The 21,870-nt window shown below is 41.8% G+C and carries 15 protein-coding genes; 10 read left to right on the top strand and 5 right to left on the bottom strand.

Features of this window, described 5'->3' with window-relative positions:
* Positions 1 to 79: 79 nt before the first annotated feature.
* Complete coding sequence (locus tag ACZ48L_RS03380; RefSeq protein ID WP_025793045.1) at positions 80 to 1,252, bottom strand: dicarboxylate/amino acid:cation symporter; 1,173 nt, start codon at positions 1,250 to 1,252, stop codon at positions 80 to 82.
* 363 nt (positions 1,253 to 1,615) lie between these two features.
* Between ACZ48L_RS03380 and ACZ48L_RS03385 the strand changes: the two genes are divergently transcribed.
* Positions 1,616 to 2,542, top strand: coding sequence for an IS982 family transposase (locus ACZ48L_RS03385; protein WP_006045714.1), 927 nt, complete (start codon positions 1,616 to 1,618; stop codon positions 2,540 to 2,542).
* 564 nt (positions 2,543 to 3,106) lie between these two features.
* On the opposite strand, the gene ACZ48L_RS03390 is transcribed toward ACZ48L_RS03385, so the two are convergent.
* The 4 genes from ACZ48L_RS03390 to ACZ48L_RS03405 form a co-directional block, all read right to left on the bottom strand.
* Positions 3,107 to 4,288: a MalY/PatB family protein gene (locus ACZ48L_RS03390; protein WP_025792360.1), complete on the bottom strand. Its 1,182-nt coding sequence runs from the start codon at positions 4,286 to 4,288 to the stop codon at positions 3,107 to 3,109.
* Positions 4,285 to 5,460: a trans-sulfuration enzyme family protein gene (locus ACZ48L_RS03395; protein ID WP_025792358.1), complete on the bottom strand. Its 1,176-nt coding sequence runs from the start codon at positions 5,458 to 5,460 to the stop codon at positions 4,285 to 4,287. The genes ACZ48L_RS03390 and ACZ48L_RS03395 overlap by 4 nt, the downstream gene beginning before the upstream one ends.
* A gap of 78 nt (positions 5,461 to 5,538) precedes the next feature.
* Positions 5,539 to 8,382 (bottom strand): putative LPS assembly protein LptD, encoded by a 2,844-nt coding sequence (locus tag ACZ48L_RS03400; RefSeq protein WP_025792357.1) that lies wholly within the window; start codon positions 8,380 to 8,382, stop codon positions 5,539 to 5,541.
* 464 nt (positions 8,383 to 8,846) lie between these two features.
* Entirely contained in the window at positions 8,847 to 10,649 is a 1,803-nt protein-coding gene (locus tag ACZ48L_RS03405; RefSeq protein ID WP_025792356.1) for a DNA polymerase III subunit gamma/tau, read from the bottom strand.
* Between the two features lie 218 nt (positions 10,650 to 10,867).
* Between ACZ48L_RS03405 and ACZ48L_RS03410 the strand changes: the two genes are divergently transcribed.
* The 9 genes from ACZ48L_RS03410 (at position 10,868) to mfd (ending at position 21,725) form a co-directional block, all read left to right on the top strand.
* Entirely contained in the window at positions 10,868 to 11,212 is a 345-nt protein-coding gene (locus ACZ48L_RS03410; protein ID WP_008822793.1) for an FtsB family cell division protein, read from the top strand.
* Positions 11,196 to 11,627: a hypothetical protein gene (locus ACZ48L_RS03415; protein ID WP_025792354.1), complete on the top strand. Its 432-nt coding sequence runs from the start codon at positions 11,196 to 11,198 to the stop codon at positions 11,625 to 11,627. Before ACZ48L_RS03410 ends, ACZ48L_RS03415 begins: the two co-directional genes overlap by 17 nt.
* A gap of 98 nt (positions 11,628 to 11,725) precedes the next feature.
* Entirely contained in the window at positions 11,726 to 12,574 is an 849-nt protein-coding gene (locus tag ACZ48L_RS03420; protein ID WP_025792353.1) for a DUF4369 domain-containing protein, read from the top strand.
* A gap of 114 nt (positions 12,575 to 12,688) precedes the next feature.
* Positions 12,689 to 14,038, top strand: coding sequence for a dihydroorotase (locus ACZ48L_RS03425; protein ID WP_314695253.1), 1,350 nt, complete (start codon positions 12,689 to 12,691; stop codon positions 14,036 to 14,038).
* Positions 14,039 to 14,079: 41 nt separating this feature from the next.
* Entirely contained in the window at positions 14,080 to 14,919 is an 840-nt protein-coding gene (locus tag ACZ48L_RS03430) for a vitamin B12 dependent-methionine synthase activation domain-containing protein (protein WP_025792351.1), read from the top strand.
* On the top strand, positions 14,916 to 16,088 hold the full coding sequence (locus ACZ48L_RS03435) for a metallophosphoesterase (RefSeq protein ID WP_314695256.1): 1,173 nt from the start codon (positions 14,916 to 14,918) through the stop codon (positions 16,086 to 16,088). Before ACZ48L_RS03430 ends, ACZ48L_RS03435 begins: the two co-directional genes overlap by 4 nt.
* Before the next feature lie 14 nt (positions 16,089 to 16,102).
* Entirely contained in the window at positions 16,103 to 16,921 is an 819-nt protein-coding gene (locus tag ACZ48L_RS03440) for a lysophospholipid acyltransferase family protein (protein ID WP_025792350.1), read from the top strand.
* A 118-nt stretch (positions 16,922 to 17,039) separates the two neighbouring features.
* Complete coding sequence (locus ACZ48L_RS03445) at positions 17,040 to 17,786, top strand: polyprenol monophosphomannose synthase (RefSeq protein WP_025792349.1); 747 nt, start codon at positions 17,040 to 17,042, stop codon at positions 17,784 to 17,786.
* Positions 17,787 to 18,176: 390 nt separating this feature from the next.
* Positions 18,177 to 21,725 carry a transcription-repair coupling factor gene (gene mfd, locus ACZ48L_RS03450; protein WP_025792348.1) on the top strand — a complete coding sequence of 1,183 codons (3,549 nt, stop codon included), beginning with the start codon at positions 18,177 to 18,179 and terminating at the stop codon, positions 21,723 to 21,725.
* The last annotated feature ends 145 nt before the right edge of the window (positions 21,726 to 21,870 follow it).

Genomic DNA, 21,870 nt, shown 5'->3' on the forward strand with positions numbered 1-21,870 from the left:
TAATTTTTAAATTTACTAATGATAGGGATTTGCTATATATTTTTTTAAACATATTATCAGCATGATTACCCTACAAAGATTATCTTTCTTTTTTACCAAACATTTTGTTTACCACCAATGCTATTGCACCATCTCCTGTCACGTTACATGCTGTTCCAAAGCTATCCATAGCTATGTACAGTGCTATCATCAATGCTTGGGCTTCAGAATTAAAGCCTAAGATACTTGCTAAGGGAGCTAATGCTGCCATGATAGCCCCTCCTGGAACTCCTGGAGCAGCTACCATAATAATAGAAAGCATAAGGATGAAATAGATGAAGAGTGCTGGATCATATGGAAGACCAACCAACAAACAGATGGTAAGAGCACAAGCCGTAATCTTCATCGCACTACCACTGAGATGAATCGTCGCACAAAGTGGTACTACGAAGCCTGCTATCTCCTTCCCCACGCCATTCTTCATGGTCTGTTCAAGCGTGACAGGAATTGTAGCTGCTGATGAACTCGTCCCTAAAGCGGTAAGATAAGCCGGCATCATGTTCCATAACAAGCGGAAAGGATTCCGTCTTATGATAGCTCCAGCAATACAGAATTGATATACCAAGATGAATACATGCAGAACAAGAATAACGATAATAATCTGTGAGAAGACTAAGAGTATCTGCTGAGCCTGGCCATTATGCGCCATATTGAGGAACACTCCAAAGATATATAACGGTAACAAAGGAATGATTGCTTTTGCTATTACTTTCTCAATGACATACTTAAACTCATTGAAAATATTCTTTGTTGCCGTCAATCCACCATAAGCTATACCCAAACCAAGCATGAAGGAGAACACCAATCCACTCATTACATCCGCCATAGCTGGTATATTGATACTGAAATAAGGTGCTAATTCGGTAGCCTTGTCAATATGTGGCATTGCTCCTCCTGTAGAAGCGATCATTGAAGGGAACAGACATAAGCCTGTACCATAAGCTAATCCCCCTGCAACAACCGTATCAACATAAGCTATGATTACTGTTACTAATAAGAGTTTACCTGCTCCTTTCCCAATATCAGCAATAGCTGGTGTCACAAGGCCTATGATAATTAATGGAATCATAAAGCCTAAGAACTGACTAAAAATACCATTGAAGGTCAGAAATACCCTCGCTAATGGCGTGGGCATGAAGTAACCAAAGAATATCCCAAGAAGAATTGCGATGATAACTCGTGGCAAGAGCCCTATTTTTACTTTCTTTTTCATGTTAAAACAGTTAGAGAATAATAGTTTACATTTAAGGAACCAACAATCAATAAAGTTCTTCTTACTGATAAATCATTGGTTGAGGTTAGTATTGTCTTTTGCTCTTTGAGCTTGTTAAGTCAGCTGCAAAGATAGGATTTTATCCTGTAATATGCAATGTTTTGCAGTTAACTAATGCTTTTTTGACAGTAACTTTCTCCTCGATTCATCCTTAAACTCAATACATAAAAGGTGTTCACCGAAAAACACACGACCTATATTTACGCGAGTTCGGGATAAGAAAAGGCTTGAAAAAGTTGGTAATCTCGTCAAAAATTCGTATCTTTATAGGTGAAAATCAATAGATTACAAGATTTTTGAACGATGATTACCAAGGACAAAGTTACTGAAATTTTCTGTATAATCGACGAGTTTGATAAGAATTTGAGTGCCGAATTAGCGAAAAACCTGCGTCTACCGTCCCATAACAGTGACGGCAAACGCTACCGAAACCGCAAGGGCAGACTCTCGGAAAGTGAGATTATGACCATTTTGGTATGCTATCATTTCGGCGCATATCGCAATTTCAAGGAGTATTATTTGAATTGGGTCAAAGGGGTGATGCGTCAGGATTTTCCCGACGCGGTTTCCTATAACCGCTTCGTTGAACTCATGCCAAGAGTGTTCTTTAAGATGATGCTGTTCATGAAGCTCTATGCCTTCGGCAAGTGTACGGGTATAACATTCGTTGACAGCACAATGATACCCGTATGTCACAATGTACGACGATATTACAACAAAGTCTTTGCCGGCCTCGCCAAGGACGGAAAGGGTACCATGGGCTGGTGTCATGGATTCAAGCTGCACCTGCTATGCAATGATTCTGGTGAAGTGATAACGTTCTGTCTTACAGGAGCAAATGTGGATGACAGAGATAGCAGGGTATGGACGGTATTTGCAAAGGTCTTATTTGGGAAGATCTTTGCTGATAGAGGGTACATCAAGCAGGAACTCTTTGATAGTCTGTTCAGTCAAGGTATCCAACTCGTTCATGGGCTCAAGGCTAAGATGAAGAACAAACTGATGCCTATGTGGGACAAGATTATGCTGAGGAAAAGATACATTATCGAGTGCATTAACGAACTACTCAAGAACAAAGCCAACCTTGTTCACTCAAGACACCGCTCGATACACAACTTTATCATGAACTTGTGTTCTGCCCTTACAGCATACTGCTTCTTTGAGAACAAGCCAGAGGCACTGCCAGTGTATGTGGAAAAATCAAGGCAGTTGGAACTTTTTTCATACTAAACTTATCCCGAACTCAAGTATATTTAATTGTTAGACATTAAATTTAGAGGGTGAGAAGTTCATACGTTGAATAATTTTACAGTATCTATCACACCACACAATCTCCTAATTTATTTTTTATTTTAGTTGCTGTCACTTTTAACACTTCGCATAATCAGTTTGCTTTTAAGAGGTTAAAGGCTTATTATTAGTGACAGTAGTGACAGCAAACTTGAAAAAGTACTCTCCTACTATACCACTCCTTTTAGAAACAAACATATGTATCACTGGGTGGATATATAGAAAAGTATTATAAATGGGAGGACATTAAATGGTATAATGTGTAACCTTTCATACGGTGTTAAACCATCAACACCATTCGTGCTTACCATCAACACCCATGGTGCGAGGCTGTAGCACTATTGGAGCGAAGCTGCAACACTATTGGTGCGGGACGATAGCACACAAGTAAAAGACAGGAACACACGTTTGTTCCCATCACTGTATGAAATACAGTAAGGTACTATTGACTAACTAATATGGGAAATATTCACCGAATAACAATAGTACCTTACTCCTTAGTCTTTACAGATTCTTTACAGCTTCTGTCAGCTGGTCCAATGCCTGACGAAGCACTGCACGAGGCGTTCCGATGTTTAAACGCATGAAACCTTCACCACCTGGTCCAAACATCTCACCATCATTTAAAGCCAAATGAGCCTTATCAATGAAAAGATCTAATAGTTGTTCATGATTAAGACCTAATCCATTGCAATCTAACCATACCAGAAAACTGGCCTGTGGACGCAATGGACGTATACCAGGGATATGCTCCTTGCAGTAGTTTTCAACAAAGTTCACGTTCTCCTCCACATATGCTAACATCTGCTTACGCCATTCTTCACCCTTGCGGAAGGCTGCAATCGTAGCTATAGGGGCGAAGAGTGTTGGCTCATCGAGTTCGTTTGCCTTTAACCAACCATAGAAACGCTCACGCAAATCACCATTTGGAACAATGGAATAGGAACTTACAATTCCTGCCATATTGAATGTTTTAGTAGGTGCACCGAACGTGATACTGATGTCTGCAGCATGCTCCGACACACTCGCAAATGGAACATGACGATTCCCAAAGAGTGCCATATCACTGTGAATCTCATCACTTATAACTATGATATGGTGTTCATAACAGAAGTCTGCCAATCGTTTCAGAGTGTCTACGGACCAACACAGCCCTGCAGGATTATGAGGATTACACAATACAAGCACACGACACTTATCATCACAGACCTTCTCCAGGTTATCAAAATCCATATCATAGTACCCGTCTTCACGCCGCCGCAGAGGATTGAATACCACCTCCCGACGGTTACCTTCTGGTGTCAGACGGAAAGGATGATAGACGGGTGGTTGGATAATCACCTTCTCATCAGGTTTGGTAAACACATTTATTACGAGTCCGATACCCTTAACAATACCAGGAATGAAGCTTAGCCACTCTGGCTTAACATCCCAGTTATGATGTGATCGGATCCAATCAATAATAGCAGGACGGTAGTCTGAGGGGTCAACCGTATAACCAAAGATAGGATGGTTCAGGCGTTCTTTTAATGCATCTACCACAAAATCAGGCGTAGCAAAATCCATATCAGCCACCCAGAGAGGTAACAAATCATTTCGTCCCCACCGTGGAAGGAGAGCTTCATGCTTCAGATCACCACTTCCAGAACGGTCTATTATCTCATCAAAGTTATAAGTCTTTGTCATACTTCCAATGCTTGTTTAATGTCATCAAACAAATCATCCACACTCTCCAGGCCTATACTGAGTCGTATGGTAGTATCAAACACATCCATAGCAGCCCGTTCTTCTGGAGTAAAGAGACCGAAAATGGTACTTGCAGGATGGATTGCCAACGTACGATTATCGAAGAGATTCGTAGCACGATGAATGAGTTTAAGATTGTCAAGCAGTCTGAAACAAGCCGCCTGGTCCTCTAAATCAATCGTAACCATAGCCCCAGCTGTTTCTCCATATTGCCGAACAGACAGTTGATGGTAAGGATTATCATCTAAGCCAACGTAGTTCACTTTGCAAATAGGTTTCAGTGTACGTAGTCTCTTAGCCAACTCCAGAGCATTACCAGCCTGCACGCGATAACGAGCATCAAGTGTTTCCAAACCTAATGTCTGCATATAAGCTACCTGTGGGGTCATATAAGCGCCGAGATTAAAGAGCATTTCGTTCATGAGACGGTCTCCGATAGTAGGGAAAGTACCATAATCTATGATCAAACCACCCAATGAAGTAGCTCCTCCACTGATGTATTTTGTACTTGAAACGACCTCAACATCAATTCCTAACTCCTTACCGGAGAACTGTGTGAAAGGTATTATCGTAGTGTCAGCTACAACAGGAATGCCATGCTTATGTGCTATATCAGACAACGCTTTGACATCAGCTACCTCCAACTGAGGATTTGTCATTACCTCAAGAAAAAGGCAACACGTGTTATTATCTATCTGTTTCTCTACCGAAGCGATGTCAGTGAGATCACAAAGCTTAGCCTCTACGCCGAGTCTCTTCAATGTTGAAGTCAGCAAAGAGTATGAATTACCAAACAAATGACGGGATGTGATAACATTTTTACCCTGTTCTACGATAGCAAACATCGTATTACTGATGGCAGCCATACCTGAGTTAAGGGCTATAACACGCTCTGCCCCCGTCAAAGCCTTAATACGTAACTCAAGATTTGTTACTGTTGGGTTCTCTACACGCGAATAATCTGGAGCATCAATGCGCCCACAGAAAGCATCAGCCATCAATTGCGCATTATCAAACTCATAGGCAACGGCATTGTATACAGGCATACTTAATGCATCATAAGCATCCCGACGCTTGTAAGGCAGATGAATAGCCTGTGTCTGTTTCTTCATATTTCTTTGTAGTTTGGGTTGTTTATAAAGATAACAGGGAGCTATATCTGCTCCCTGCAATATGTTTTAAAATAGAGGTTAATACCATTGAACGGCATTACTGATACCGCTACGCTTGTCATACTTCAGAGCATCAGTAAGTGTAGAAGCATTACAACGGAACGTGAAGTTGTATGAAGTATAAGGTGCTAATACCACAGAAGCACTCATATTAAAGCAGTGGAGGTCACGTGAAAGACTTGCAGTTGTCATACTCATAGCATGATTTTCGAAGTCATAACCACTTGAGAAATTAATATTCCACCCATCACTGATGCGTATATTACCAGAGACATTCAATGTTTGTGAGAACTTATAAGGATAACGCATCGTCCTTGTATTGAATCTTCCTGCAGTATTTTCACGCATAGTGATACCATATCCGATTGTCAATGACCATGGCATATTAAAACTCATATATCCATTATCATCTGTTTCTGCTATATCTCCACGTTTCTTCTTAGCTGCATACTTACCCTTTTCGAGGTCATCATCCATGTTAGACTCAATGTCTGTGTCTGGACCATCACTGCTTTCGGTGACCTTATCATCATCTGTATCATCCTTATGTCCGAACCATTTCTTCAATTTCTCAGGGTTTAGAGTGAAAGAAAAGTTCTGTGACATACCCTGGAAGCGTGGGAATCGACCGTAACCCCACTCTGTGTGATTACCGACATAGGGTTTTCCACTTGCATCAAGTTCGTAAGCATAAGTGGCAAACTGGGCATTCATGGAGAAAGTATAGTTCTTCCACCACTTCAAACGAAGACGAACACTGAGGTCACTCCAGCGATGGAAGTCTGCGGCAGCATTATAAGACATGCTTGCACCCAGCTCATCAATGATGCTAATCTTCCTAAAGCCAGTGGAGTCCTTATCACTTTTAATCTTCATTTCGATATTGTTGCTCACATCCCAACTGATCATCTCAGTCTTATACTTACCCGGAACACCATATAGTTCTTCCTGATAAGGAGAGTATTCTACAAGCTTCACATTACCACTTGCATCTGTATACTGGTAGCTATCATAGTATCCGTAACGGCGTGCTCCGAAGTTTGGTGAATAAGAGAATGATACCTGAGGAGTTATGACGTGGCGAATAGCCTGAATCTTATCACCGAAAAGTTTCCTACTTGGAGTCCAGAAACCATACAGTTTTGTACTGGCACTCATTCCGAAGCTCCAGTTATAAACGTTATGGAATCCATAAGTAGTATCATTAACTTCCTTTTGTTTCACTCCATCCCATGACCGTAATATCTTCTTAGAGTACATACGGTCTGTGAAATTAAAAGAAGGTGTGACATTAATATAATTAAATAAGGTGAAGTTTGCTTGTACAGGAATACTGTGTTGGAAAGCATTCTTCCAGTCCTTAAACAAGTTTGAGTGTAAGAAACGGTCTTCTTTTGTTGATATTGAGTTTGACAACTGACCCGTATAGCTCATAGATATCTTCTCATACCAGCGTTCTTTCCCTACAGCGTGCTTACGTTTGAAAGGATAGAAACGACTCAAGCTGATGTTCAAATCAGGCAGAGTCATCTGAATAGAAGAGTCTCGCATGTTCTGTGCAAGGTTGGTTGTTGCACTTAAAGACAGACCTATACTTGAGAAAGTAGTACTCCAGCTGACAGATGACGTACGTGTTGACTGTGTCAAGGTCTGTGGATTATACATACTGGTCAGGTTATTACGCTCATAACTTGACGTAGCAAAGTTCACGCTTGCAGCCAAAGAGCTGTAAGGATTGGCCTTCGGATCCTGTCGATGGTTCCACTGTAACTTAAAACTCTCCTGTTCTGCATAGTCAGGAAGGCCCTTATCTCCCGTCTTTGTGTTCTGATAACTGAAGAGGAAGGCACCCGAATAACGATAGCGCTTGCGATAGTTGCTGGCAGCAGTAACGCCCCATGACCCTTTCGTATATATCTCACCTAAGAGTTTTAAGTCCCATTTATCACTGATAGCGAAGTAATAACCACCATCACGAAGATAGAAACCACGATCTTTCTCATCACCATAACTCGGCATAATAAAGCCACTGGAGTACTTCTTTGAGAACGGGAAGAAACCGTAAGGGATAGCCAATGGCAACGGAACATCAGCTACGACAAGGTAAGCAGGGCCAAAAACGACGTCCTTCCCTGGTCGAACTTTTGCACGAGAAAGCGCAATATAGAAATCAGGATGTGGCTTATCACAGGTTGTATAACGTCCATGCTGCAGGTAAATGACACCCGTCGAATCACGTTTACCAACCTCTCCGGTGAGGAATCCTTCCTGTTGTTCGGTATAGATACCTTTTATCAAACCCTTTTTCGACTTGAAGTTGAATGCCATGGTATCCGTCTTATACTCATCTTTACCCATTGTAAAGATTGGCTTTCCTTTGATTCCGCCCTCTTCTGTTGAGTCTGCAGTACCTGTTGCACGCACAGTATTACTATCAAGGTTCATATAAACCTTATCACTTGCGAGTTTCATATTCTCGTAATTCACCTTAGAATTACCATACAGATAGGCAGTTCCCGTAGCAGCATCATAGACGATTGAGTCATCAGCAGAATAGATTACCGGAGCATCAATACCGTTTGAACGTGCTCGCATTACACTATCTGCACGAATAGAGTCATCAATCTGTTTATTATGGTGGTAAATTGCCAATTGAAGAGAGTCCATCTTCGTTGTATCCACTCCAGCAAATCTACTGCTATCAGCTACATCAGGACGCTTCCCTTGCAACAGACTATCAACAATAACAGCATTACCCGTAGCCTTCTTGGTCCTTTTACCTTTTGGCAAGGGCATATTAATGCTTGCCATCGCATAGACGATGGCCATCGATAGTAGGAGTATGATGCTCTTATTTCTCATTGACTAATATCGTGCAAAAGTACAGAATTAATGGTGAATATATATATCATTACACTATTTTAACGTTTTAGAACGCCTCACAAATATGCTCTTTTAGTGATAAACAATGACGAGTTGTCAGGTACATGAAGCACTGTTTGATGCTTATTGTTTTGCTTGTGCACCTTACAATCACATGATTACGGTAGCCTAACAACTGTTATCAGTGTAAGATAAATTCATATCATGAAATCAATAGAGGCTCTTTTGCTTTGTAAAAGGTGCCCTTTTGAGTTGCAAAAGATGCCCTTTTACACTCCAAAAGACGCCCTTTTACAACGCAAAAGGGCGTCTTTTACGAAGCACCACATTAATCTTCTGATTCTCTGTTAGTTACCAATTCTATTTTGAGGCACATTCTTTTGTTTTTTAATTGTAGCGAAAAGAAAAACTGTAATAGTATTTCATACTCCAGAATTCATCCTCTATGCCAACTCTAATCCTAAGGCCTCAATCAGTTTCATTACGGGTTTATTGGTTTGTTTTAGCTTCTCTAATTCCTGTCTTGGTGTGAGCATAGGTTTGATTTCATCCTGCTCCGCCAAGCGAATAGTCAGTTCAAGCTGTCCATTATGCAATGTCTTTGCCAGAGTTGCACGTATGCGTGCCTTAATAAATAGCAGTTCATTCAGTTGGATTTTATTCTCTGCCAACACCTGAATATGCGGAAATTCCGTTATTGTTGGAGTAATATTCTTCATGCGTTGAGCCAAAGCCTGCATATCACTCGGCATACGTGAACACATGGAACGCCATTGCACAACAAGGTCTTGCTGAGAGAATGATTCATTTTCTTCCTTGTTTGTGACCTCAGGCTCATCTATATAAGCTGGCTTTTTATCTTTACTCTTAAGAAGATTATCAAATGACATCCCCAAGGAACCTAAGTTCAAAGACCCTGACATAGCTGTAGGAACAGGCTTGGGAGCGGTGATAGATGTTTCAATCTTCGGAGCTGCATCATCTTTTACTGGTGATACTACCCCATCAGCCACACCTTGTGATGCAGCATTAGCACGTTTCAGGCTCCCGACCACCTGCGGAGTCGGTTTATTCTGAGCCTTCATTATAAGTTTCTTAAACAGGGATTTCAAACGCTTAGGGCTGCGCCCCGAGGCTGGAACATCATCTTCTTTCTGCGTTATCTGAGCCACTTCAATCAGTGTCAGCTCAACTAACAGACGCTTATTCGAGCTCTGGCGATACTCCACATCGCAACGATTCATAATCTTCAGAGCATCATACAGGAAAGGTGTAGGACACTTCTGTGCCTGACTTTGATAACGTTGGCGTTGCTGATCGCTCACCTCTAACAGAGGAAGGGTCTGTGCATCCTTTGCCATCAGTACGTTGCGCACATGTGAAGCCAAGCCATTGATGAGATTTCCACCATCAAACCCCTTGTTTATGACTGTATTCAAGAGTACCATTATCTCACTTACCTTATTCTCCAAAGCAAGATCAATGATGTTGAAGTAATTCTCCTCATCCAGTACATTGAGGTCTTCAATCACCTTTTGATAACTGATATCTCCTTGAGAGAAACTTGCTGCCTGGTCAAATATTGAAAGGGCATCGCGCATACCACCATCAGCTTTCTCAGCTATGACGTTCAAAGCCTGCTCATCATATTTGATATTTTCTTTCTCAGCCACGCTCTTTAGATGCCCAATGATGTCGCGTACTGTCATTCTTTCAAAGTCATAGATCTGACAACGAGACAAGATTGTGGGGAGAACCTTATGCTTCTCTGTTGTTGCAAGAATGAAAATAACATGAGCAGGCGGCTCTTCCAGTGTCTTCAGGAAAGCATTGAAAGCCGCCGTTGACAGCATATGAACCTCATCAATGATGAAGACTTTATATCGACCAACCTGTGGAGGAATACGAGTTTGCTCCATCAAAGACTTGATATTCTCAACGGAGTTATTGCTCGCAGCATCCAACTCGAAGATATTATAGCTACGTCCTTCGTTAAAAGCGTTACAACTTTCACATTCGTTGCACGCCTCTCCCTCTGCAATTGGGTGCTCGCAGTTAATAGCTTTGGCGAAAATGCGGGCACAAGTAGTCTTTCCTACGCCCCGAGGACCACAGAAAAGATAAGCATGGGCAAGCTTCCCGCTCTTCACAGCGTTCTTCAACGTAGTCGTCAACGCCTGTTGTCCAACGACAGAATCAAAGGACATCGGGCGGTACTTACGTGCCGAAACGATATATTCACTCATAATTTAACATTCTGATTATTTCGTGCAAAGGTAATAAAAGTTAAGAAAAGAGCAGGAGAAGGATATGATTAAATTGTTAATTTGCTAAAAATCTATATGCTTAATGCATACATCTGCAATCTTTTCCTTACTTTTGCAAAAACTAAAATAGCGTTAGCAATCAAGACATAGTTCTTACTTTGCATTCGCTTACATCTTTTTTTTAACAACAGAGAGAAGTGAGCAAAATAACTGGACATGTTCTCAGGTTTCTGAGCCGATTCAAATTTCATATCGTTATCATCCTTGGTATACTTATAGTTGGCGTACTGGATGAGAACAGTTTCCTGAAACGTATAGAGTATGCGTACCAGATTGATGATCTAAAGACGGAGATACAGAAGTACAACCGCCAATATCATCATGACACACAACAGCTGAGAGACTTGAAACGTGACCCGAAAGCTGTTGCAAGAATTGCCCGTGAACGCTACTTTATGAAGGCTGACAACGAGGATATCTTCGTTCTGAGTGATGACGAACAGCCTGCTGACAACCCTTCTAAATATGAAACAACTGAATAAATACGAATCAATAGCCTTCCTCTTCGGAGGATTACTGATGGTTACAGGTGCTGGATTATATGCTTTTTTCCTCATCCAACCTGTTTCATGCTGGGTTATGCTGGTAGGAGCCATCATATTCGTACTCATGCAAACAAGACAACGATACACTGGAACACAACTAACTATACGCCGTTTGCGTAAGATTATGACGTTTGCAGGTATCGGATTTATCCTTGCTGGACTATTTATGGTAGAGGATTCGTATTTCTTTCTTCGCCCATTTGTAGCCAACTCTATAAGTGGATACAGTACTTACATCAACATAATCCACCACAATTGGGTGATACTTCTCCTCATCTCAGCCGTATTAGAGATGTATACGACACATCGAATCAACTACGAATTGAGGAAAGAAAGCCCACTTGAGGGTTGATTAGAACAAGAGATAAGAGATAATTTCAATAGAAAAAACGACAGACATAAGAGGTGGAGAACATCTCATTTGTCTGACAAGAACCAGTTTAATGAACTATGAATAAAGTTCTATATGCACTACTTTCACTTGTGATGCTCGCATCATGTGCTGACTCATACACTATCCAAGGAACATCTAACGTCTCTGCTTTAGATGGAAGAAAGTTATATCTGAAGGTTGATCAGGCTGATTCACTGATTGATTTGGATTCTTGTGATGTCGTTCACGGGCAATTTTCTTTTCATGGAACGATTGATTCTGTGAAAGTAGCACAGGTCTTTATGGATGACGTTAACCTACAATTTCCTGTTGTTATCGAGAGTGGAAACATCAATGTCAAGCTGAATAACACACAACAGCGTGTTAGCGGAACACCACTGAATGACAAACTCAATGACTTTTGGACAAAGTTTACACAGTTACGCAACCAATATGGAGAGATTGACCACGAAGAAAGTGCAGCCATTCTCAATGGACATGACGAAGAAACGATCAATGCCCAACTCATCAAAAAGGCTTTAGTAGTCTATGAAAAGGGCGATAAACTGTTCACAAAGTTTGTGACAGACAACTTTGACAATGTCCTTGGACCATGGGGATTCCTAACACGTATTAGTTATGACACCACCCCTAACGCCTATCCTGTATGGATGAATGACTATATGTACGCCTATGCACTGAACCAATTACCGTCATGGGTAGAGTACATCATGACCAAAGCTACTGATAAGTTTAAGAATAATCCACAAGTAAAGGCGTTCTATACTAATTTCCAGCAGACACAAAAAGAGATGAATGGTACAGCAGAACCTGCTACTACCAGCCCTGAAGCAAGTGGAACAACAACGAATCCTGACATAACTCCACCAACGCCAGCTCAGATGGCTGGTGATTCTGTTCGCTAATAGGTGGACAAGAAAGAAAAGATTCAGAAACAAATGAGGTTTGAAAGACATCAGTATTCAAACCTCACACAGACATTCTCATAGAATATATTACACCCCTAAAAACATAAACATATGAGAAAACTCATCCAAAGTGGTACAATCGTCAATGAAGGGCGAAGCTTTATTGGTTCTCTCATCATAGAAGATGACCGTATAACAGAGATAATTGAAGGCAACAAGATACCCCGTGGCACATTCGAAGAGACTATCGATGCCACGGGATGTTTTGTTATTCCAGGTATCATAGACACACATGTTCACTTCCGTGAGCCTGGATTGACGGATAAGGCAGACATTGAAAGCGAGAGTAGAGCAGCAGCTTTCGGTGGTGTCACCTCGTATTTTGACATGCCAAACACCAATCCACAAACCACAACAATAGATGCCTTGAACGATAAATGGCAACGGGCTGAATCGTCAAGTCATATCAATTATGCTTTCTTCTTTGGTGCAACAAATACGAACAGTGACCTTTTCGCTCATTTAGACATACATACTATTCCAGGAATCAAACTCTTTATGGGTGCATCAACGGGCAATATGCTCGTAAATAGACAGGAAGCATTAGAGAAAACCTTCCATAACGCAGCAGAACTAGGACTTCCAGTCGTCACACATTGTGAGGATTCAGATATCATCAAAGCTAACATGGAAGAGGCAAAGAAGATCTATGGAGATGATCCTGACATCATACATCACTACGAAATACGCAGTGAAGAAGCCTGTTGGGTTTCTTCTCAATTGGCAGTTAAGCTTGCACGAAAGTTTAAGACACACCTTCACATAGCTCATATCTCTACCCAAAGGGAACTATCATTGGCTCTTCAACCTGAAGATGAAGGACGGATAACCTTAGAAGCTGTCATTGCTCACATTGCTTTTTCCAAAGAAGATTATCTCACAAAGCATGCACTTATCAAATGTAACCCTTCTGTGAAGACACTTTCTGACCGTAATGCCATCCGCCATGCACTCATGGATGGACGCATAACAACTGTAGGGACGGACCATGCTCCACATCTTCTCAGCCAGAAACAAGGTGGATGTGCAAAGGCAACATCGGGCATGCCGATGATACAATTCTCTCTTGTAACGATGTTAGAACTTGTTGATAAGGGCGTATTGACCATAGAAAAGCTTGTAGAACTTATGGCTCATGCACCAGCAAGACTCTTTAACATTGACGAACGGGGCTTCCTTCGCAAAGGTTACAAGGCTGACATCACCATCATTAAGCCTCACCAGTCATGGATTGTAGACGAAGAATGTATCGAAAGTAAGTGCAAATGGAGCCCTATGATGGGACATGAATATCATTGGAAGGTGGTCCACACATTCTTAAATGGTAATCACTTATTAAATAATGGCAAGTTCAATACCACCTTACGGGGGGAGAAAATAACATTCAGGAACACTAAGTAACCCTTCATAAAAACAAAAGGTAGTAGATAAAAGAAGGTCTTATGGACAAGAAAGTCGTAGATAATAAAAGTAAGATTCTCACTTATAACATCAATGATGTCGCCCCATACATCAATTGGGCATACTTCTTCTATGCCTGGTCAATGAATGGTAAGGCAAAAGATGCACAAAAAGAGTTGCAAAAAGAAGCTGAGGATATGCTGGCTAAGATGAATGAGAAGTATCATACCCATGCTGTTTTTGCACTGTGCGAAGCCAACAGTGATGGCGATGATATCATCGTTAAGGGAACACGCATACCAATGTTACGCCAACAAAAAGCCGTACCTGGTAAACCTAACCTATGTCTTTCAGATTTTCTTCGTCCCTTATCATCCGGAATTAAAGATACTTTAGGGCTCTTTGCGACCTCCGTTGACGCTGCCCTGACAGATGATTTCGAAGATGATACCTACCTACGGATGCTGTCACAGACTCTTGCTGACCGTTTAGCAGAGGCTACAGCAGAGAAAATGCACGAAGATATCAGAAGGAAATATTGGGGATATGCACCAGAAGAGCAACTTACTTTGAGAGAGTTATTTGCTGAAAAATATCAGGGGATACGCCCAGCCATAGGATACCCATCGCTTCCAGATACCAGTGTAAACTTCCTTTTAGCAGAGCTTTTGGACATGAAAGCTATCCACATTAGCCTTACTGAGACTGGAATGATGATTCCTCATGCCAGCGTTTCAGGACTAATATTCGCTCATCCACAGAGCCGTTACTTCGATTTAGGGAAGATAGGAGAAGACCAACTACAGGATTATGCACGCCGACGCGGCCTCCCTACAGAGTCTATCAGGAAGTATCTCAGTTCCAGTCTACTAAAAAAATGATTGCACGAATCATCATACCACTCATTTTAGTCATTGTACTTCCCGACCTATACATTGACATTCATTACTTCCGGAAGCAATACCACATTAGTAGGTGGTTGCGTTTACTATGGTGGATACCCTGCATTAGCATGGTAATATACACATGTGCGTTAGCCTCCATACAGGACTTTGCACCCACAGACCTCACTTGGCTGAACACTTATCTCTTCCTCCTTGGAATGTTCGTCGGACCAAAAGCCATCTTTACACTTACTTCTTTCCTTAGTTGGATAGTACGAAAATACATCACACATATGCACCGCAACTGGGGACATTACATTGGAATCGCCCTTGGGATATGTACTTTTGCAACTTATGTATATGGTCTTACAGCAGGTTTTTCTACCATAAAGGTTAAACATGTGAACCTTTATTTCAGGAATCTACCACAATCATTCAATGGATATCGCATCGTTCACGTATCCGACCTGCATCTTGGAACATTTGATGGATGGCGTAAAAGCATACTAAAGGCAGAGATGGACAGTATCGTGAAGCAACATCCGGACCTTATCTGCTTTACTGGTGACCTACAAAATATGCGTCCTCAAGAAATTGAAAAGATGCAGAACGTACTTCATAAACCCATGCAAGGCACTGTATCAGTCTTAGGAAATCATGACTATACCGAATATATAAAAGAAGAGCCAAGGGTAGAATTTCAGCAAGAGAAGCGATTAATTGCAGCAGAAAGAAACCTTTTAGGATGGAAACTGCTATGCAACCAACATATCAAAATAGCATCTTCACATAAGGAGTACATATATATATGTGGCACGGAAAACGACGGAAGACCACCTTTCCCCAACCATTCTGATTACGACAAAGCCATCCACGGGATTCCCAAAGATGCCTTTGTCATCATGTTACAACATGATCCTTCTGCATGGCGTAGGTCTATTCTCCCCAAGACAACAGCCCAACTGACGCTCAGTGGACACACACATGGCGGACAGATGCAGTTCTTTGGCTGGCGTCCTACAAGTATTCGACAGGCAGAAGACCATGGACTCTATGAGCAAAATGGGCGATATCTGTATGTCACTGCAGGCCTTGGAGGACTTGTACCCTTCCGTCTCAATATGCCAAATGAGATTACAGTCATAACACTTCACACTAAAAAATGAAATAAAAGTATTCTATGAGCAATTCTATCTCCCCAAGAAACAAGAAGAATCATCCTTCTGTAATAACGTTGGTAGCACGTCTCATCTATGGAGTCTACACCTTCTTTATTGCGCTTCCCATCTTTATTATAACATCAACTCTTACCGCCTTGACAACAGTTATTGGCTGTAGATTTGGCAATGGACACTTCTGGGGCTACTATCCAGGCAAATGGTGGTCATGGCTTACTATCCGTTTGCTCTTCTTACCCGTAAAAGTTGAAGGGAGAGAGCATTTAGATCCCAAGCAAAGCTATGTCTTTGTGAGCAATCATCAAGGTGCATTTGACATATTTCTCATCTATGGCTTCTTGGGCCGTAACTTCAAATGGATGATGAAAAAAGGTATTCGGAAGATTCCTTTGGTAGGTATCGCTTGTGTATATGCCCATCATATCTTCGTAGATAAGAGTGGAGCAAGCAAGATAAAGAAGACCTATGACGAAGCACGCAAGACCCTTCGAGAGGGTATGTCAGTCGTTGTTTTCCCTGAAGGTGCCCGTTCTTTTACTGGTCATATGGGTAAATTCCGTCGTGGAGCTTTCATGCTTGCCGATGAACTACAACTTCCTGTATGTCCATTGACCATCAATGGTTCCTTCGATATCATGCCCCGTACAAGAGATTGGAGCTTTCCTATGTGGCACCCTCTTAGCCTTACCATTCACGAACCTATCTTTCCAAAAGGCAAAGGGACAGAGTTCGAGAAACAAACAATGGCAGAATCCTATGATGCAGTCATGTCTGGTATAGAACCAAAGTATCAAGGTTTCATAGAAAATCCAGACCAATAACATCACATATCTCTACCCATGTCCTAATAAAAACAATAAAAAGAAACACAGATTTGCTTCATTCAGAGAAATGTACTACTTTTGTATTACTTTTAATAAACCCAAAAACTGAAAGCCAATGACAAGTGATAGTATCGTAATTATACCAACCTATAACGAGAAAGAGAATATCGAGAAAATCATTCGTGCCGTCTTCCGATTAGAAAAGTTCTTTCATATCTTGGTAATTGATGATGAAAGTCCTGACGGTACAGCACAGATTGTACACCGATTGATGGAGACTGAGTTTACCGACCGCCTCTTTATTATTGAGCGAACAGGTAAATTAGGATTGGGAACGGCTTACATCACCGGCTTCAAATGGGCTTTAGAACATGGTTATGACTATATCTTTGAGATGGATGCAGACTTCAGTCATGACCCTAACGACCTGCCTCGTCTCTATGCCGCCACACATGATGAAGGCTATGATGTTGCAGTTGGCTCACGCTATGTAAGTGGTGTGAACGTTGTTAACTGGCCTATAGGACGGGTCTTGATGAGTTATTTCGCCAGCAAGTACGTCCAAACAGTGACAGGATTTCATGTTCATGACACCACAGCAGGGTTTGTTTGCTACCGTCGTCGTGTCTTAGAGACTATTCCTTTAGACCAAATCCGCTTCAAGGGCTATGCTTTCCAGATTGAAATGAAATACACTGCCCATAAGATAGGCTTCAAAATAAAAGAAGTACCAGTCATCTTTGTGAATCGCAGGGAGGGAACTAGCAAGATGTCAGGTGGTATTTTCTCTGAAGCTTTCTTTGGTGTTATGCGCCTACGCATGGACGGATGGTTCAAGAAATATCCTAAACCACAAAACTAAAGGGAATTATCTCTTTTCGAAAAGCAACAAGAATACACATTATTTGATTACACAAAAGACCATATATCAGCAGCCATAACTTCTCGGAGTTATGGCTGTTGTCGTTTAATCATTAGTATTCCGTAAACATTTTCCATACAGAATCAGTCTTAAGAGTCTCATAAATACCCTCTTAAAAACATGATTAACACATGCCATTCTTGCTCTTTCATAAACATTTTGATGCCTAACACCAGTGGAGCTGATGCCTAACACCAGTGGAGCTGATGGTCAACTCCATTCGTGCTGTTCCCGAACTCTTTATAAATAGTGTACCAGCAAGGCGATATTTTATATTCTTATCAGTATGTAAGATAAATGTTGTAACTTTGCATTTACAACGCACTAGCGATGAAGATACAGGATATACAGAAACTATATGCAACCTTACCACAGGTAGGTGCATTGATAAAGACACAGGAAGATAAGTCCATCAAGACCATTTTCCTGCAAGGACTCGTGGCATCAGCTGCCCCAATGCTCTTTGCTTCTATAGCTGAAAAGTGGAAAAAGACAACTGTTTTTGTTCTCAATGATAACGATGAGGCTGGTTATTTCTATAATGATCTGAAAACAATTGCCATGCCTGATGATAATAAAGACAAAGTTGCAGAGGTTCTTTTCTTTCCTTCATCCTACCGACGTGCCGTGAAATACGGGCAACGAGATGCAGGAAACGAGATTCTACGTACTGAAGTCTTGACGCGTTTGTCAGCCCTAACAACGGAAAAAGAAGACTCTTCCACTCTCCCACTCTATATTGTTACCGAACCATCTGCCCTCTCAGAGATGGTAGTTTCCAAAAAACAATTAGACGAGAGACGCCTGACACTGACTATTGATCAGCATATTGACATTGTAGAAGTTGAGAGAACGTTACGTTCATTCGGCTTTTCTGAGACCGATTATGTCTATGAACCAGGACAATTTGCCGTACGCGGTAGTATTATCGATGTTTATTCTTTCTCCAGTGAGCTTCCATATCGTGTTGACTTCTTCGGAGATGACATTGAAACCATCCGTACTTTTGAAGTTGAGAGTCAGCTGTCCAACGAGAAACTAAAACGTATTGAGATTGTTCCAGAGCTTGCAACACTCTCTGAAGAGAAGGTTCCGTTTCTCCATTTCCTACCCAATGATGCGGTATTGGCATTCAAAGACTTCCTCTATGTTCGTGACACCATAGAAGGAATCTACCAAGATGGCTTTACATCCCAGGCATTAGTCGATAGCTTAGAAGGGAAAAACGAAGTGGAACAACAGGAGATTGAGAAAGCTTTCCGCAAGGAAAGCCAACTCATTACAGCTTCTCTTTTTATGGATAACGCGCTCGATTTCCTCCGCATAGAGTTCGGAATAAATCACTCTATCAATGATGATACAAGGAAAAAAGGTGATCATCGAGCAACAATAAACTTCCAAACATCCCCGCAACCACTCTTCCATAAGAACTTTGAGCTTCTCTCAAAGACCTTGAGAGACTATCTTCTCCAGGATTATAAGCTGTATATCTTCGCTGACAGTGAGAAACAAACGATACGCTTAAGGGACATATTTGATTCCTTATCAAGCGGAAACTTATCTCCGGACTCCGAGAATCTGTCTATTGCAGATAGTTCTCTTTCGTTGAATAAAGGGGATAAAAGCAGAACCGTTGAGGGTCTTCCTTTCACTGCTGTCAACCGAACGCTGCATGAAGGTTTTGTTGATAACACCCTGAAAGTATGTTTCTTCACTGATCATCAGATATTCGATAGATTCCACAAGTACAACCTCAAGTCGGATAAGGCACGTCAAGGCAAGATGGCATTGACGATGAAAGAACTGCAAGAGATGGAACCTGGTGACTTCCTTGTACATGTTGACTTTGGTATTGGTAAGTTTGCCGGACTTGTCCGAGTGCCTGCCGGAGACTCCTATCAGGAGATGATACGCCTTGTTTACCAGCATAACGACATCGTAGATGTATCCATCCACTCACTTTATAAGATCAGTAAATACCGCAGAGGAGACTCTGGTGAAGCACCACGGCTGTCAGTTCTTGGTTCAGGAGCATGGGATCGGCTGAAAGAACGTGCGAAGAAAAGAATCAAAGACATTGCACGTGACCTCATCAAGCTGTATGCTAAGCGGCGAAAAGAGAAAGGTTTTGCCTTCTCTCCTGACTCCTTTATGCAACATGAACTGGAGGCTTCGTTCCTTTATGAGGACACTCCTGACCAAGTAAAAGCTACTCAGGAGCTGAAGCAAGACATGGAAAGTGCGCGTCCTATGGATCGTTTGGTATGCGGTGATGTGGGCTTTGGCAAGACAGAAGTTGCCATTCGTGCTGCTTTCAAAGCTGCTGTCGATAACAAACAAGTGGCAGTATTGGTACCAACAACCGTCTTGGCATTCCAACATTACCAAACATTTAAGAACCGATTGAAGGACATGCCAGTACGTGTTGACTACCTTTCACGTGCCCGAAGTGCGAAACAAACCAAACAAGTATTGGCTGATTTGGCTGAAGGAAAGATTGATATTCTCGTTGGGACACACAAACTGATTGGTAAATCTGTGAAGTGGCATGACCTCGGACTGCTTATTATTGATGAAGAACAGAAGTTCGGTGTGTCAACAAAGGAGAAGTTACGCCAGCTGAAAACCAATGTAGACACGCTCACAATGTCTGCTACTCCTATTCCACGAACACTACAATTCTCATTGATGGGAGCCCGCGACATGAGTATTATGCGCACTCCCCCTCCCAACCGCTACCCTATTCAAACCGAGATAGCATCCTTCTCACATGAGGTTATAGCTGATGCTATTAACTTCGAGATGAGCCGTAACGGACAGGTTTACTTCGTTAACGACCGTATCAGTAACCTTCCTGAGATTGCTAACCTCATTAAAAAGTATGTCCCAGACTGTAGGGTCGCTATAGGACACGGACAGATGAAACCTGAAGAGTTGGAAGAAATTGTCATTGGCTTCATGAATTATGATTATGATGTACTGCTTTCCACAACCATAGTAGAGAACGGAATAGACATCTCTAACGCCAATACCATCATTATTAATGATGCCCATCGCTTCGGATTATCCGACCTTCACCAGATGCGTGGACGTGTGGGACGCTCGAATAAGAAAGCCTTCTGTTATCTCTTAGCACCACCTTTATCAGCACTGAACCCAGAAGCACGCCGCCGCCTGGAAGCTCTTGAGACCTTCTCCGACCTCGGTAGTGGTTTCAACCTTGCTATGCAAGACCTAGACATACGCGGTGCCGGCAATCTCTTAGGCTCTGAACAGAGTGGCTTCATGGAGGACTTAGGCTATGAGACCTATCAGAAGATACTCAGTCAGGCAGTCACCGAATTGAAAAATGATGAGTTCCAGGATCTCTATGAAGAGGAGATGAACGAAGGAAAGCAGATTACAGGCGATGATTTCATTGATGATTGTGCTGTTGAAAGCGACCTTGAGATGTACTTCCCTGATAACTATGTACCAGGAAGTTCTGAGCGCATGCTACTCTATCGGGAGCTGGATAATATAGAGAAAGATGAAGATCTTGATGCTTATCGTAAACGTCTTCAAGACCGATTTGGACCTATTCCACGCCAAGGAGAGGAACTTATGCAGGTCGTTGCACTGCGAAGAGTGGGTAAACGATTGGGCTGTGAGAAGATTATTCTCAAGCAAGGACGCATGCAGATGCAGTTCGTTTCCAACCCAAACAGTATGTACTATCAGAGTGAAGCCTTTGACAAAGTACTTAATTACATAGGTTATCATCCCCGTCGTTGCAACCTGAAAGAACGGAACGGTAAACGTTCTATGGTGGTAAATGACGTGAAGAGTGTAGAGGATGCAGTTAAAGTCTTAAGAGAGATAGACAAAAAGCAATCTTAAGAAACACTTTTACAAAGTCTATTCCACAATTATCTACAAGATGACAGGAAGCCTCTTTTCTCCGGGCTTGTAACTATCAGTCTTTCAAATGATTGCAGATAGCATTCTAAAAGGTGCCCTTTTGAAGTTTAAAAGGGCACCTTTT

This window comes from Prevotella histicola (genome assembly GCF_055385135.1).